This is a genomic window from Vibrio hepatarius (assembly GCF_001274785.1).
GTDB classification, from domain to species: Bacteria; Pseudomonadota; Gammaproteobacteria; order Enterobacterales; family Vibrionaceae; genus Vibrio; species Vibrio hepatarius.
On the sequence record NZ_LHPI01000004.1, the window covers coordinates 225,237 to 240,887 of the forward strand.

General features: G+C 44.6%; 16 protein-coding genes. 12 read left to right on the forward strand and 4 right to left on the reverse strand.

Features of this window, described 5'->3' with window-relative positions:
• Positions 1-95 precede the first annotated feature (95 nt).
• Positions 96-800, reverse strand: coding sequence for a glycerophosphodiester phosphodiesterase family protein (locus AKJ31_RS07700; RefSeq protein WP_053408578.1), 705 nt, complete (start codon positions 798-800; stop codon positions 96-98).
• A 143-nt stretch (positions 801-943) separates the two neighbouring features.
• On the opposite strand from AKJ31_RS07700, the gene AKJ31_RS07705 reads away from it, so the two are divergent.
• The 9 genes from AKJ31_RS07705 to AKJ31_RS07745 all read left to right on the forward strand — a co-directional run bounded on the left by AKJ31_RS07705 (position 944) and on the right by AKJ31_RS07745 (position 8,858).
• Positions 944-1,816 (forward strand): DMT family transporter, encoded by an 873-nt coding sequence (locus AKJ31_RS07705; RefSeq protein ID WP_053408522.1) that lies wholly within the window; start codon positions 944-946, stop codon positions 1,814-1,816.
• Positions 1,817-1,876: 60 nt separating this feature from the next.
• The gene (locus AKJ31_RS07710; protein WP_053408523.1) at positions 1,877-2,830 is read left to right on the forward strand and encodes a lactate/malate family dehydrogenase; all 954 of its coding nucleotides are present in this window, start codon (positions 1,877-1,879) and stop codon (positions 2,828-2,830) included.
• A 100-nt stretch (positions 2,831-2,930) separates the two neighbouring features.
• Complete coding sequence (locus AKJ31_RS07715) at positions 2,931-3,707, forward strand: MBL fold metallo-hydrolase (protein ID WP_053408524.1); 777 nt, start codon at positions 2,931-2,933, stop codon at positions 3,705-3,707.
• Positions 3,708-3,984: 277 nt separating this feature from the next.
• Complete coding sequence (locus AKJ31_RS07720) at positions 3,985-4,743, forward strand: DUF3450 domain-containing protein (RefSeq protein ID WP_053408525.1); 759 nt, start codon at positions 3,985-3,987, stop codon at positions 4,741-4,743.
• Entirely contained in the window at positions 4,744-6,087 is a 1,344-nt protein-coding gene (locus tag AKJ31_RS07725) for a MotA/TolQ/ExbB proton channel family protein (protein WP_053408526.1), read from the forward strand.
• A 2-nt stretch (positions 6,088-6,089) separates the two neighbouring features.
• A complete protein-coding gene (locus tag AKJ31_RS07730; protein ID WP_083439967.1) occupies positions 6,090-6,647 on the forward strand; it encodes a MotA/TolQ/ExbB proton channel family protein in 558 nt (185 codons plus the stop codon).
• On the forward strand, positions 6,644-7,048 hold the full coding sequence (locus AKJ31_RS07735) for an ExbD/TolR family protein (RefSeq protein WP_053408527.1): 405 nt from the start codon (positions 6,644-6,646) through the stop codon (positions 7,046-7,048). The genes AKJ31_RS07730 and AKJ31_RS07735 overlap by 4 nt, the downstream gene beginning before the upstream one ends.
• Positions 7,048-7,674, forward strand: a complete 627-nt coding sequence (locus tag AKJ31_RS07740; RefSeq protein ID WP_053408528.1) for an energy transducer TonB — start codon at positions 7,048-7,050, stop codon at positions 7,672-7,674. The genes AKJ31_RS07735 and AKJ31_RS07740 overlap by 1 nt, the downstream gene beginning before the upstream one ends.
• Positions 7,671-8,858: a tetratricopeptide repeat protein gene (locus tag AKJ31_RS07745; protein WP_053408529.1), complete on the forward strand. Its 1,188-nt coding sequence runs from the start codon at positions 7,671-7,673 to the stop codon at positions 8,856-8,858. The genes AKJ31_RS07740 and AKJ31_RS07745 overlap by 4 nt, the downstream gene beginning before the upstream one ends.
• Positions 8,859-8,915: 57 nt before the next feature.
• Here the strand turns inward: AKJ31_RS07745 and AKJ31_RS07750 are convergent, their stop codons facing one another.
• A complete protein-coding gene (locus AKJ31_RS07750; protein ID WP_053408580.1) occupies positions 8,916-9,140 on the reverse strand; it encodes a hypothetical protein in 225 nt (74 codons plus the stop codon).
• 337 nt (positions 9,141-9,477) lie between these two features.
• Between AKJ31_RS07750 and AKJ31_RS07755 the strand changes: the two genes are divergently transcribed.
• The 3 genes from AKJ31_RS07755 to AKJ31_RS07765 all read left to right on the forward strand — a co-directional run bounded on the left by AKJ31_RS07755 (position 9,478) and on the right by AKJ31_RS07765 (position 12,569).
• Positions 9,478-11,097, forward strand: a complete 1,620-nt coding sequence (locus AKJ31_RS07755) for an ATP-binding protein (protein ID WP_053408530.1) — start codon at positions 9,478-9,480, stop codon at positions 11,095-11,097.
• Positions 11,094-11,786 carry a response regulator gene (locus tag AKJ31_RS07760; protein ID WP_053408531.1) on the forward strand — a complete coding sequence of 231 codons (693 nt, stop codon included), beginning with the start codon at positions 11,094-11,096 and terminating at the stop codon, positions 11,784-11,786. Before AKJ31_RS07755 ends, AKJ31_RS07760 begins: the two co-directional genes overlap by 4 nt.
• A gap of 120 nt (positions 11,787-11,906) precedes the next feature.
• Positions 11,907-12,569 (forward strand): DUF2726 domain-containing protein, encoded by a 663-nt coding sequence (locus tag AKJ31_RS07765; protein ID WP_053408532.1) that lies wholly within the window; start codon positions 11,907-11,909, stop codon positions 12,567-12,569.
• Between the two features lie 82 nt (positions 12,570-12,651).
• On the opposite strand, the gene AKJ31_RS07770 is transcribed toward AKJ31_RS07765, so the two are convergent.
• Together AKJ31_RS07770 and AKJ31_RS07775 are read right to left on the reverse strand one after the other, a co-directional pair.
• A complete protein-coding gene (locus AKJ31_RS07770; RefSeq protein ID WP_053408533.1) occupies positions 12,652-13,683 on the reverse strand; it encodes a GGDEF domain-containing protein in 1,032 nt (343 codons plus the stop codon).
• Positions 13,684-14,043: 360 nt separating this feature from the next.
• On the reverse strand, positions 14,044-15,591 hold the full coding sequence (locus AKJ31_RS07775; RefSeq protein ID WP_053408534.1) for a methyl-accepting chemotaxis protein: 1,548 nt from the start codon (positions 15,589-15,591) through the stop codon (positions 14,044-14,046).
• Positions 15,592-15,651: the final 60 nt, after the last annotated feature.

Here is a 15,651-nt window from a genome sequence, read left to right on the forward strand (position 1 = left end):
TACAGTGTTATACAGTGGTTGACTGTTTAGATAGGCAAATGGTTTGTAACTGACAGCGCACTGAAGCGCCGTCAGCAAGTTAAAATGCTTGGTATTTAAAGTAGAAAGCGAGCGGGGAAGTCGCTAAATATCGCATTAAGATTGGAAAGGTGTTTTAGGCGTCTAGGGTTGTTCACCGTGTAGCACCAAACCTGATAGCCCTCTGCTTGAAGCGTTGCGACATGCTTTTTGTTGGTCCAAAGATGGTTTAAGTTACAACTGAATGCGTCAACTTCACGAAGCAAGGCTTTGACTTTTCCTGTGAGTCGCTCTGAGAGCACTCCGAGCCGATAATCAGGCAGCAGTTGGTGTAAATGACGAATGACATCGGCGCTAAAGCTTGAGAGCATGATGTTGTCTTTATCAACTTCGGCTTTGTTTAAGGTTTGTGTGACTAACTCACAAACAGCTTGGGCATCATGGCGGTCAATTTTTACTTCCAGATTCAGTTTCAGGTTGTTCACTTGCGCCAACTGCAGCAGTTCTTCCAATGTCATGATCGATTCACCAACAAAATCAGTGTCAAACCAATTCCCGAAATCGAGTTCTTTTAACTGCTTGAGTGTTAACTCGTCGATACGGCCAGAGCCATTACTGCAGCGATCGACGGTATGATCGTGACACACTACCAAGACATTATCGAGCGTTGGCTGAATATCGACTTCAACCCACTCTAATCCAAGCTCAATGGCGGCTAAAATACTTGCTCTGCTGTTTTCAGGAAAATGGCCAGCAACGCCACGGTGACCTACAACAATCATTGCAGACATATCTCCATATAAATTACCCGTTTAGATTACTCTGAAAGCGTTTAAACAGACAGATAATTCTTGGCGTTCATGGATTAAATCTGACACTATCGATCACAGACAAATTACAAAAATAAAATTAAGAGAACAGAATTGTGAACGCTGAACGTAAAGCTGCATGGATACTTGTCGCAACGACGGGGATAGCAGGGCTGGGGTGGATTTTTTCCAAAGAGACGATTCAAGGTTTGCCGCCTTTCGGATTCGTCGGGCTGCGATTTCTTGTAGCTTCGATATTCTTGTTGCCGTTATGCTATAAACATCTAAAGGATTTAACACTAAGTTTGTTGGCGCAGGCGGTAGGTGCTGGTGCAATTTTAGCAGCGGCTTTGCTGACTTGGATTCATGCCATTTCCATTAGTGAGACCTTGGGTGAAGGGGCGTTTATTGTCAGCTTATCGATGATCATTGTGCCGATTGTCGCGTGGTTACTGTTTAAGGAAAGGCCAAAAAGAGCGTTCTGGTTCGCCATGCCGATAGCGGTGTCTGGGCTCGCGATGTTGTCACTAAGAGACGGTTGGAATAGTTCCATCGGCCAGATTTGGTTCCTCATTAATGCATGTTTGCTTGCTTTGCACTTCAACGTGAACAGTAAACTCGCACATAAGATGCCGATCTTACTGCTTACCTGTGTCCAACTTTTTGCAACCGGGATAATCGCCCTGATGGCATCACTCATGTTTGAGACATTTCCAGAAAACGTTGAATCGTCGATTTGGGGCTGGTTCGCAGCTAGTGCTTTGTTGGCTACCAGCTTGCGTTACGTAATGCAAACCCTTGGCCAAAAGGGAAGTAATCCTGCCAACGCGGCGTTAATTATGTTGTTAGAGCCTATCTGGACCGTGATACTGAGTATTACTTGGTACGGAGAACAATTATCGACGAACAAGTTGATTGGTTGCGGTTTAATCTTGCTCGCGCTGGTTTTCTATCGCACCGATGGACGCATATTTAAAATGAGATACTAAAATTAAGTTAGGTAATTCAAAGTAAAATCTCAATTTCAGTGCGCTGATAGGGATAACAAAATGAAAATTGGAGTGGTTGGCGCTGGCGCAGTCGGGGTTGGTATTTGCAACTACCTGCTGACACTCGGCAGCATTAGCGAACTCGTTCTATTGGACAAGCATTTAGAGCGAGCAGAAGGAGAGGTGTTTGATTTTAGGCACACCGCGGCACTGACTTTTTCAAAAAATACCCACATCGTTCCGACAGACGACTACCTGACGTTGATTGGCGCGGATATCGTAGTGATTACGGCTGGCGCACAAATACAGCAAGGCCAAAGCAGGATTGATGTCGCGGAAGCCAATAGCAAAATTGGCGTGCAGATAGCGAAAGAGATAGAACGTGTTGCACCACTTGCTACATTAATCGTAGTAACCAATCCATGTGACATTGTCACGCACTTCATCGTTAAGAACACCAATTTTCCGAATAATCGCGTCATAAGTAGCGGTTGTGTCATCGACACTGCGCGTTTGATGACTATTGTTGCTAATCGCGTCAATATCGATCCTAAGAACATCTTTGGTTATGTCCTAGGCGAGCATGGCAGTAATTGTTTTACTCCCAAAAGCCTTATTTCTATCGCTGGGCAGCCAGCGGATTACTATTGTGATACGCACAATTTAGGGCTGATTTGCCCTAACGAGTTATTAGAGTCAGTCAAGAAAGCGGGTTATGAGATTTTTAAGCGCAAGCGCAATACCACACACGGAATTGCGGCGAGTGTCTTTCGCATTATTCAGGCGATTATGATCAATGAGCGTTCAGTTTTACCGGTGGGGACTCTACTCAATGGTCAGTATGGGCTTAAGGATGTGGTGTTGAGTTTACCCACTGTGGTTGGCAGAAACGGAGCTGAGTCCATTTTGAACCACCCGTTTACTGAGGAAGAGATCAATACCTTGATGCTGATTGCGAAAAACGTGCGCACGATTACTGAACAAGTGGCGACTAAGACAGGGTTAAACGTGTAAGAGCGTATACCAGTATCACATCTTAGAGTTATTGCTCTGTTGTTTTTCGTGCTTATTGCTAAATTTATAAATGTAAATAATTTGTTAATCTGGCGAAAAAATGAAAATTCATAAGATCGATGGCTACATACAGAAAATGTACCTTGCAGAGTATCCAGACAAACTGCTTTTGCTGGATGGTGCGAGCAGGGCAGACATCCCATATTTAAAGCACTTTATTACGCATACGTTGAATCGACCTTTTAACTCGCTCACGGCCGTTGTGGTAACTCACATGCATCCAGATCACGCAGGTGCAGCCCACAAACTGAGGGAACAAACTGGCTGTAAAATTATCTCCGCTAACAAAAGCACACATTGGTACGGCGGCCTACACGGCGTCTTAATGCACATCACCGATATTGCTTTAGCGAAATGGGTCGCGAGTCGAATGAAAAAGCCACAGCGATTACTCTGGTATTCACGCAAACTGCTCCCAGACATCAAGCTCAACGACGGTGACATGATTCCGATGTTTGAAGATTGGCAAGTATTAGACGTTCCAGGTCATACCGATAGAGACATAGCGCTGTTTCACGCCGAACAAGACGTCCTTTACGTTGCCGATTTGATTGTTCAGGTCAAAAACAAACTGATTTCGCCTTTTCCTATCTTCTATCCAAATCAATATCGCGCCTCAATCGAAAGAGTTTTCAATATGCGTCCTAAAACCTTACTCATCGCACATGGTGGTGAGGTCACGCTAGATGAGCCAGCGTATCAATACCTTGTTCAAACCGCACCACGAACACCGTCGACGCACTGGCGTGCAACTAAGATAAAAATCAAGAGCTTACTTGGTGCAATCTGGGCGTTTGGTTTCGCAACCAGTAAGTAGTTCTCTACTTCAGCAACATCGCTACTCAAGGTTGATAAGTCGTTATTTATGCCCCGCAAAGCACTGCAGGCTTATCAACGGCATTGTTTCCGTCCGAGGTTTACTCGGGAGCAAGCTACTGAAAGTCTTTCCAGCAATAACTAAGTTTATTTCTATCAATAGCTTATGGGTAAAATATAAGCTTTCACTAGAAAGTTGAACTTTGCCTTAATCTCATTACTATGTGATGCTTAGCTATTCAGTGTTTTCTCTGATTTGACCAACCAAAAAGAAGCCCATGAACTTTCTAAAAACATCCGCGGTAATTTGCTCTCTTGTATTGAGTGCTAGCGTGCCTGCATCCGGTATCGAACAAGCGTTAAGTGTTCAAAAGGCGACAAATAACGCTGCAATAGAAAGCCAGGAAAGAATCGATCAGAGTGATGAGCGTATCCAACGCCTTAAAGCTGAGATTAAACAGCTTGAAGCGGAAGTGGAAAACCTCGAAGTTTATCAAAAGCACTTGACCAAATTGGTGGCCAATCAAGAACAAGAAACCCAAAGCTTGAATCAACAGCTCAGTGATATTCAGCAAACTAGACAAGACCTAGTGCCTCTGATGTACAAGATGTTGGATGGACTTAAACAAACACTGGCAAACGACATTCCACTACAACATAGCCAAAGACAGCAGCGAATTGAGAAACTCGAGCAATTAATGGTTCGCGCGGATGTCAGCGATGCAGAAAAATACCGCATGATACTCGACGCTTACCAAGTGGAAGTGGAGTATGGCAGTAAACTTGGAGTCTACCGCGACACAATTTCTGCTGGTGGGTTTACGCGAGAGGCAGAACTTTTGCATTTGGGGCGCGTGGTGTTATTGGCGCGCAGTATTGACGAGAGTCTTTACTGGAGTTGGGACAAAAACCACGCGAGTTGGCAAGACGTTCCGTCGTCCTCCTTTCATGATATTGCAAAAGCGTTCGACGTTGCAAAACAGCGATTGAGTCCTGAGATGCTTACACTGCCTGTTTCGATTGTGGAGGTGAAGTAAATGAAAACCCTGCATATCGCTACATTGTTTGCGTCACTTTGCCTCGCTCTACCTGTATCGGCAAACATTGTTACTAAGGCTCAGACGGAGCAAACCGAACTCAAGAGCCACAATGCCGAGCGTGAACGTCGATTTCAACAGCTAGAGCAACAACTGTTCGAACAAAAACGCCAACTGATTGCTGAAAAGCAGTCGCTTAAAGCCAAAAACGATCAACTTAGCCAATCTTTTACTCGAAATGAGCAACAGCTTGCGGAATTAGAAAACACGTTACGTTTAGAGTCGGGCAGTTTAGGCGAAGTGTTTTCCGTCGCACGTCAAAGTGCCAACTCCTTAACAGAACAGCTTGAATCGAGTATCTCTGGCGCGGGTGCACAAGCCAGTCTGCAATCTTTAACGCCCATTGTTGAGCAACAACAAGTGCCCAATACTCAACAGCTAACGGCACTGTGGCGAGCACTCGAAAATGAAGTGGCACTGAGTGGCTCGACTAGCGTACATCAACTTAATTATGTTGATGGTGAAGGCAAAATTAGCCAGCAACCGCTACTGCGCTTAGGCTCTATCGCTTTGATCGGCAAAGCGGGTTTTGCAAAGTGGAATGGCAGTAGCCATCAGGCCTCGACTTATATTAAGCAACCCGATAATGCTCCAACGCTTGACCAGTTTAGTGCATCAATAAGTGCTGAACTGACTGAAATCGAACTCGATCCAACTCGTGGTAATGTTCTCGAACAATACGCGAGTCAACCGAGTTTAGTGAACCGTATTGAAGCGGGTGGGCTCGTTGGCGGAGTGATTATCTTCTTGCTGATCGTTGGTCTCCTGATCGCTTTGGTGCGAGGTTTTGCGGTATTGAGTGTTTCAAGAAACGTTAAAGCTCAGTTAAAAACACCGGAAACGCCAAAGGAAAATCCACTAGGTCGCGTGTTGGCGGTTTATAGCGATAGCAAAGCGCAAACTGTTGAAGCTTTAGAACTGCGGCTTCTGGAGGTGATCCTCGATGAGCAAGCTAAGCTCGAAAAAGGTCTTTCGATGTTGAAACTGCTAGCGGCACTTGCACCAATGCTTGGTTTGCTTGGCACCGTGACAGGTATGATTGAAACATTCCAAGTGATCACTTTATTTGGTACCGGTGATGCCAAAGTAATGGCTGGCGGGATCTCCACAGCGCTAGTGACCACAGTGATGGGGTTGGTCGCGGCGATGCCATTGCTGCTGGCACATAACCTTTTATCCACCCAAGCTGAAAACCTACGCAATATTTTAGAGAAGCAAGGTATTGCGCTAGTGGCAGAGCTTGCCGAAAAAAATACACCAAAGCCAGTCGTTGAGAGTGTTTAATCATGATTGAGCTGAGTCATGTCTTGCAAACACTGCTGAGCCACTTTGAAGGAGTGCGCAACTTTGCCCAATTTATGCAGCAAGGTGGCACAGTACTTTGGTGTTTGTTTGCGGTTGTGGTGTTGTTTTGGCTGCTTGTTGTCGAGCGCATTATTTATCTGTTTGTTCACTATCCTAAGCATAAATCTGAGTGGTTAGCACAATGGGCGAGGCGCAGTGATCATCACTCTTGGCACTCACGCGCTATTCGTGACGGTTGGCTGGCACAGGCGAGAATCAACTTGTTCCAGCACACCAACACAATCAAGTTGCTGGTATCACTTTGTCCGATGTTAGGGTTACTAGGAACCGTTACGGGGATGATAGCGGTATTTGATGTGATGGCGTTACAAGGTAACAGTGAGCCTAAGCAAATGGCGGCGGGAATTGCCATGGCGACTCTACCAACGATGGCCGGTATGGTTGCAGCTTTGGTTGGCATGTTTGTCCATGCAAGACTAGTTAAGTTGTGTCGTAATTACTCATACTCGCTAGAACAACAATTGAGGAGTCAGCAATGAGGCTAGGGCGACGTTCACACAGACAAGAAGAAGCTCAGGTGGATCTAACGCCGATGCTCGATATCGTCTTTATTATGCTGATCTTCTTTATCGTCACCAGCACCTTTGTACGCGAATCCGGGATTGAAGTCGATAAACCGCAAGCGACCAACGTCGTTAACCAAAAAGATGTTGGAATCTTTATTGCGGTTACCGCAGACAATGATGTCTACATCGACAAAAAAATGGTGGATATCGAGCGAGTGCAAGCAGGGCTGGAAGCTATGCTGCTCGACAAGCCTGAAAGCTCACTCGTCATTCAAGCCGACGAACGAGCGTTTAGTGGCACCGTTATACAAGTGATGGACGCAGCAAAAGGAGCGGGAATCGAGAAGATCGCGATTGCTGCAGAGAAGCCATAATGCTGCGACTGCTGGTTGCTTTACCTATCGCGGGATGCTTAGCGATAGTGTTGTTCAGTTTGATGGCTTGGCTCGTCAACGCTCCAAAACAAACTCAGCAGCATAGTGTTGAGGTGACCAACGTCAGCTACCTTGTGTCTGAGCAAGACAATGAAGCGCAAACGCGTTCACGTAGTTTACCGCCGGAGCCTAAAGTGATACCGACTCAAGCGCCACAAACCTTTGTTGACCTACCGCAGACTCTCTCTATTCCATCAATGGATGCCCCTGTTGATGCCGGAGCGCTGGGGCTCAATATCAATATTGGTGCGGTTGATGTTCAAGCTCCTCAAATTGCGCAGATAAGCGGCAGTCAGCAGGCCATGCCTTTGTATCGCGTTGACCCCAATTACCCAGCGAAAGCACGTAAACGCCGCGCAGAGGGATTTGTGATCATAAAGTTTAATATTGATCCACAGGGGAAACCTGTCGACCTAGAAGTCATTGATGCAAATCCCAAGCGTTTGTTTGAGCAAGAGGCGATAAAGGCGCTTAAGCAATGGAGATACCAGCCAAAACTAGAGTTTGGCAAAGCGGTGGTTCAACATGGACAGACGGTGAAGTTGGAGTTTCGACAACCTAAATGAATAAATACTCAGTTGCTCTAATTGCCATTTTGTTGTCTGGGTCGGCCAACGCAGCCGATCTAAGCCGCTATACCGCCTCTAAATTGCAACAAGCGCAAAAGTACGAATCCTCAGGTGATTTGCACAGTGCGATACAGGTATTACAAAGTGTCGAGAATCAGCGCGAATACGACGCTGCCTTTGTCCAGCAAAGCTTAGGTGTTTATTACTGGAAAGCGGGTGATTTGGCACAATCTATTCATCACCTAACACTTGCCGTTGATTACGACGTGTTGAGCGAACAACAGCAGCAAAGTACGCGCCAAATGCTCGCGAATCTTTTATTTAACCAGCAGCAATACCAGAAAGCACTGGAACAGTATTACGTGTTGGTGCGCGCAAAAGCGACCAAAAGTTCACAAGCCCAACTTTGGCTCAATATTGCCAAGGCGCACTACCAGTTAAAAGAGTGGAATAACGTGATCACTGCATCTAATGCTACGTTGGCGGCGGGTTACGCAAAACAAATTGACCCGCTTTCGATGAAGTTGGCGGCGTTAGTGGAACAAAAAGAATGGCAGCAAGCTGGTAGCGTGCTGAAACGGCTACTGATTCTTGAACCGAATAACGCAATTTGGTGGCGACAATTAGTCGATATCGAACTGCGCGCGGGGAATACTAAGCAGGCGTTAGATGCACTGGCGCTGGCTGACAAACAAATAGCATTAACCGCACAAGAACGACGTCTCTTAGCATCGCTATACGCGCACAACGGCGCTCCCGAACGTGCGGCAATAACTCTTGAACATATTGATCAAGCACGCTCTGAACTTGAGTTAATTGTAGAACAAGCAAAATACTGGCAGACCGCCAAAGAGCTGGAAACCGCCGAGCATTTATGGCTCAAAGCAGCCCGCTTAGATGGGCAATATTATTGGCAGTATGTGCTGGTATTAACTTATCAAGATAAGTGGCAACAAGCGTTGCAGACTATCGATAAAGTGCAAAACCCAACGACAGAAACTGCGTTGTTGAAGGTACAAATATTGTATGCGTTGGAGAGGGTAGATCTGGCATTAAGCATGGCTAAATCGGCATTGGAGAACACATCAGACACTCAGATAGAGAACTGGGTAGCCTTTCTTGAAAAGGTGAAACTTGCACGCGAGCCTTCATTGATGAACAAACAAAAAGAGGGAATATAAATCCCTCTATGACTACTAAACTAACGAATTGCTAAATTAACGCTTGCGGTATGGATGTTACTTTTGAACCAAGCAAGCAAACTCAGCACGCCAGAACAGAGCTTTTTTTGACTCCATATTATCCAGCACTTCGCGACCAGAGAGCTGCGGAAAAGCATGCATGACCTCAAGATCTTCGCTTCGTTGTGATTTAGCATAAGCCCTTACATGAGTGAACGTTCCAGATAAGTTACTCGAAAGCATAGATTTAGAAAGGCAGATGCCTAAAGTATCCTTTTGCATTTTGTTCATTTCCTCCCTCTATTCCGTTAGAGGCGGTCATTCGTAGTATTTTTTATTTAACCGCTAAACCAAAGACGCTAAACATTTTCACCAATGCTCAATAATTATACGATATGGATGCAGGATTATCCCGAAAAATAACCGATCAAATGTATGATCAAAATCAATGTTTATGGCTATTCTAAAAATCGCCTTTCTACTCCGTTAGTTGCACAAGTTATGTTACAAAAAAGTCAAAATGGGCGAATTATAAGTACACTTCATTCACAATTCGTTACTCGCAAGCTCGTTGCTCATTCATAAGAGTGATAGCCTATAGTTCTAACAAGGAGAAAGTATGAAATGGAGTAGTATCAGCTTTCGCAAAAGAATGCTGATTATCATGACTTTATCCGGACTGATAGAGTTGCTATTGCTTGCGACAGCCGGTTTTATTTATATCAAACACGCGCAAGAAGAAGAGATGGGGCATAAAGCGCTTGGCGTCGCTTCGTTTCTTGCTAAGTCACCCTATGTGATTGAAATGATTCAAACTGGCGTGACGCTAGAATATCAAATGCGTTATCGCAGCCTCACTGAGCTGATAGGCGCTGCGTTTATCGTCATCGGCGACAAAGAAGGGATCCGTCTAGTTCACCCAGTCGATGAGCGAATTGGTTTGCCGATGAAAGGCGGCGATAACAAACGAGCGTTGGTCGACGGGCTCGCTTACATCTCAACAGCAAAAGGTTCACTTGGTTACTCCGTACGGGGTAAGGCCGCTGTATTTGACTCACAAGGTAATATCATTGGTGTTGTCTCAGTCGGGTACCTTATCGACCGACTGCAAGACCGGATTGAACCATTCCTATACTTTCTAATTGTAATGGCACTGATAGTGGTTGCGGCGAACGCGGTGGTGTCGAGTTACGCGTCGAGACGATTCCAGAAAGCGATACTAGGCTTTGAACCAGAAGAGATCGGTCGACTTTATGTTGAACTAGACGTAACCATGGAAACCCTAAAAGAGGGCATTCTCAGTATTGATGGTGATGGACGACTACGTTCAATCAATAAGAGCGCGTGTCAGATCCTTGGGCTAAACAAAGCTGAGTGCCTGAATCGACCACTTAGTGAGGTTTTGCCTGAAAGCGATTTACACGTCGTTTTGCAAACGGCACGTACAGACCACGACATAAACTTGTACTTAAACCAGCAACGTCTGATCGCCAACCGCAGCCCAATTATCGTTGATGACAAAGTCGTTGGCGCCGTTTCCAGTTTTCGTTTACGTGACGATCTTACCGAACTCACCGAACAGTTGGCGAAAACCAAAGAATACGCAGATATGCTGCGTTCACAAACCCACGAGCACCGCAATAAACTTAATACCATCAGCGGGATGGTGCAGATGGGCGAACTAGACGCCGTGCAAAATCTCATTGGACAAGAAACCGCGCACTATCAGTCATTGATAGAGTTCTTACGTGAAACCATCAAAGAGCCATTGATCGCTGGCATGTTACTTGGCAAAACCGAGAGAGCAAGAGAGCTAGGGCTTGAGCTGGTGGTCGAAGAAGGTTCGCGTCTTGAACCCTTACCAGACAGGATTAATGCTGAAGATTTAGTGACGATTCTCGGTAATTTAATTGATAATGCATTCGATGCAACCCGCGAAGCGATTGAAAAAGATGCGCTTATTTCGCCTGCGCGGCGCAAGATTGAAGTCTCTATCAGTGATTTTGGGAACGAAGTGATCCTTGAAGTGATTGATCAAGGCTGTGGGTTACCGGAAAGCATGAGTGTAACGGCGCTGGTTAAACGGGGTGTTTCAAGCAAAGATAACCAAACACGCGGTGTTGGGTTGTATCTAGTGAGTGAACTGGCGCTACGCTATCAAGGCGAATTAGAAATGGCGAACAACAAGGAGTATGGAGCCAGAATGACAGTCTATCTACCTAAGGAAGATTTGGTATGACGATGAATACCAAGGTGATGATTATCGAAGACGATATCGCCATCGCACAGTTGCACCAAAAATACCTAGAACAAATCGAAGGTTATGAGGTGATTGGCATCGCGACCAGCCGTATGGAAGCCAATATTCAATTAGATATTCTAAAGCCAGAATTGTTGCTACTGGATGTGCATCTCCCGGATGGTTCTGGGTTGGAAATTTTACAAGAGTTGAGGTCGAGAAACTTAAGTTGTGACGTCATTTTGATTACCGCAGCGAGAGATGTTGACACTCTACAGCAGGCAATGCGTGGTGGAGTAGTCGACTATCTTTTAAAACCAGTGATGTTCCCAAGATTAGAATCTGCGTTGAAAAAGTATGTGTCTCAGAAGCATCAGTTTACTCATACCAACGATCTGGACCAGACAATCGTTGATCGTATGTTTCGTTCCTCATCTTCACACGAATCGACGGTTAACCGTCTACCGAAAGGAATAGACGGTGTGACTTTGGAAAAGATCAAAGCATTGTTTAACCAACCAGAGAGTTTAACCGCTGACGAAGCCGGTGAGAAAATTGGCGCTAGTCGTACCACAGCTCGCCGTTACCTAGAGTATTTGATTAGCACAGGTGAGTTAGAAGCCGATTTGAATTATGGCACGGTAGGGCGACCAGAGCGCAGCTACAAAAAGGCAGCCAGCAAAAACTGATGTCACATTTATCCTTCAAAGCGGATGGAAAACATCTACGATCGAAAAAATGATAACGACTTTCTCATTTAAGTGTATAAAATTAAACAGTTATAGTTACGAAACCATGGTGAATGCCTGATGGAAAGTGTTTTTATCGTAGTTGTTGTGCTGGTTGTGTTCTTTTTTGTTGTTCAGAAACGTTTCCTCAAACAAGAAGAACTTAAAGACAGCGAATATAAAAAGAAGGGCGCTTTGCTAAATATGCAAGAGTCAGCTTTTTATAACGCCTTGGTAACAGCGGTCGGGGAGCACGGCGTTGTTCTAACGAAAGTCAGTATGTCGAATGTTGTTGCGCCAGTAGCAACAAACAAAAAGCACTGGTTTATTGCCAACAACCGCATTGCAAAAAGCTATTTTGATTATGTGGTGTGCGATCCAAGAACATTAGAGCCAAGAGTTGCGATTGAATTTGATAATGGTAAGCAACTCGATAAAGGCAAGATTGAACGTCATAAACTGCTTATGCACGTGTGTAAGTCGGCAGGTATCCCTCTAATTGGTGCAACGATTAAACATAGCTATCAGGTTGGTCGTTTACGTCGATTATTGGCCGCTCATATTGACCTTATTGAGCCAGATAAAGAAGTTCGTTTCTGCAAGCGTTGCGGTAGTCCTATGGTAATAAAAACCGCCAGTTCGGGAGAACACAAAGGCCGAAGATTCTTTACCTGTAGTCGCCAACCACATTGTACGTATACCGAAAACTATAATGTGGTGTTTGAAGAAGACTCTTCGGAATAGCAGACTTTCTTACTTAGAAATATAAACAGCCCAGTTGTAGAGAACTGGGCTTTTTATTTAACTCGATTTGCTCAATAGCTAGCTAGGTCGGGTTCACCGCGGCTTGATTACAAACCATGATTTGATTGCGACCATTTTTCTTTGCTTTATACAGCTCTTTATCTGCTTTTCTTAATACACTTTCCAGATCTTTATAATGGTCACATTGATAAACGCCAATACTTGTCGTCAATGAAATTGGGGTAGCGCTGTCGTTAAAACTAAACTGCTCGATAGCGCTGCGAATTTGCTCAGCCTTACGTGTAGCTTGCGCTACATTGGCGTTGTGAAGCGCAATACAAAATTCTTCACCGCCAATTCTATAGACAAGATGTTCATCGCTCAGCGCATCAATTAACGCGGCGGTTTGAATCAGTACTTTGTCCCCAATATCGTGTCCATGGTCGTCATTTACTTGCTTAAAGTAATCCAAATCGAGAATCAGTAATGAAAGGGGTAATTTAACGCTTTCGTTTCGGTAGCGCTCAAAGTTATGAATGAGTGCGTGGCGGTTATATACACCCGTTAGCGCATCACGGGAAGCCAATTGCCCAAGTGAAGCTTCTGATGTTTTGCGCTTCACTTCTAGGATGTGAGAGGCAAGCCAAACCGACAGGTAAGCGAGAATGAAATTAAGATTGAATACAACATCATTCAGAGCGTAAGCGTCAGTAGACTTTTGCATGAATAGGCTTATCTGGCTTAGAAAGCCCACAGCCGTAGCTAAGAAACCGTTTCTTCGACCCAAAATGAGGTAGAAAAGAACCGGGTACAAAAAGCTCCACATAAAGATACCGTTTTCGATTGATTGAATCGAAGACGACAAATAAATGATCCCAACGACGGCATATGAGTAGCTATTTGATAGAGCTAGAGAGACTTGGTTCTTATAACCTCGAAAAGCGACGTACAGAGAAAGTGTGGAAAAAGAAAGTTCAAAAAAGGCGAGTACGTAATAAGAGGTCGCGATATTAATAGCCGCAGCAATTAGGCACATGATGGCTAGTAACATACTCATCCAGAATAAAACCGCCCCTCGAATCTGTCGTGAAGGATTAAAAATGTCTAGCTCCATGCTATTCGCCTATTTGTTCTGTATGCCTAAATGCAACTTCAGACAATAGTATTCTTTTCAAAGGTGGAATCAAGACAAACACTGAATCAATATCACAATTTGAGATAGTCATTTGCTTACATATACTTATACAAAGTGATTTTTATGAATAAATACAAATAAAAGTACAATAATAGAACAGAATGAGAGAACTGCCTCAATATTAACTTTTTAATCAGTAATAAGTGGGATTTAGCTTTAGAAATGAAATTTCGTTAGTTCCAAATTATACGGCATTTGAAGGAATTACATCTATTTATTGAATCATTGACAGCTAATTGCATTCTCCCTCTAAGTACGAGGGAGAATATTCACTTAAATCTAGGACTGAAATTGCTTCATTAATCTTTCAAGCCCTTCAAGCTGCTCAACGAGTTCCGTCGTTCTGTCTAAAGAAGTTTTAGAGGCTAGGGAAGTATCATCAGCTAGCGTCTTAATATTTGACACGTTCTGATTGACTTCCTGGGTGACGGTCGCTTGTTGTTCAACAGCACTCGCAATTTGCACACTGCTGTCGGCGACACGATTCAGGATTTCAGAGATCGCTGTCAATACTTCACCTGTTTCATGCGCTCGAACCTTGCAGTTATCTGATAGTGACATGCCTTTGTCCATTGCAACGACGGCATTTTGCGAAGTCTCTTTAAACTGCTTGATCATCGTATGGATTTCATTCGCTGAATTTGCAGTCTTTGATGCCAGATCGCGAACTTCATCTGCCACGACCGCAAAACCTCGCCCCGCATCTCCAGCTCGAGCAGCTTCGATAGCCGCATTCAATGCTAGCAAGTTAGTCTGTTCAGAGATTGCTGTGATGACCTCTAAGATGCTATCGATCTTCTGGCTATCCTGAGACAACTGGTTCACGATGCTATGTGCTTGGCCTAGCTCTTCAGCTAAATCGTCAACTTCTGAAATAGTAGAATTGATGCTCTCCATTCCTTTAACCGCTTGAGTATCAGCGTCGTTCGCCAGATTTGACGCTACCGACGAAGCGGAAGCGACTTCAGAAATAGAGTGGGTGAGCTCTTCTACTGCAGCAGCCACTTGTTCTGTTTCTTGGCATTGTCTATTAAGGCTTTGTTCTATTCCAACGCTATTGTTGAGCTCTTGCTCTGCCGCCGAATGAATCGCACTAGCAGTATCTGTCGCTCTAGCGGCAACGGCTCTCAACTCCGATTTACGTTTCATAAGAGCAAGCTCTATTTGAGAAAAGTCATCGAATTTGCCTGTGTAGATCTGCTCCATAAGTGGATTCACGTATGCTTCTTCAGCACGAGACTTCAATGTTTCGAATCGCTTGTTCTGTAGAATGGCGAAAACTGTAGAGGTGAGAGACACCAATAAAAGCGCAAAACTCAGGTAATTTGGCGAAGTGAGTGAAGCAATGGTCGCTAATGTGGATAGTAAAACACCAAACGCAATAGACAACTTATGAAAGGGGACTCGCATGGAGTTGATTCGCTGATTATTACGCAGTTTGCGATACAGGCTCTCTGCACGTTTGATTTGCTCCTGAGTAGCTTGAGAGCGAACAGATTGATACTCAATGATTTCTCCCGATTCATTCTTGATCGGCGTAGCGAAAGCACTCACCCAGTAATGCTCGTTGCTATTCTTACATTGGTTTTTGACTAAGCCCATCCAGCTTTGGCCTTGCTTTAGGTACTCCCAAAGCTGCCTAAATGCTTGTTTTGGCATATCAGCATGGCGGACCATGTTATGAGGGTTGCCCAGTAATTCTTCTCGACTGTACCCAGCGATATCACAAAAATCGTCGTTAGCGTATGTGATGTAGCTTTTTGGGTCTGTGGTAGAAATTAAGTTAGCGCTCGCAGAATAATCTTTATGAATTTGGTTCTTTGTCATTGTTATTGTTCTCGCTCTAAAGGCAATGCAATCAGTGGCTTAATAAAAGGTCTACTCCCA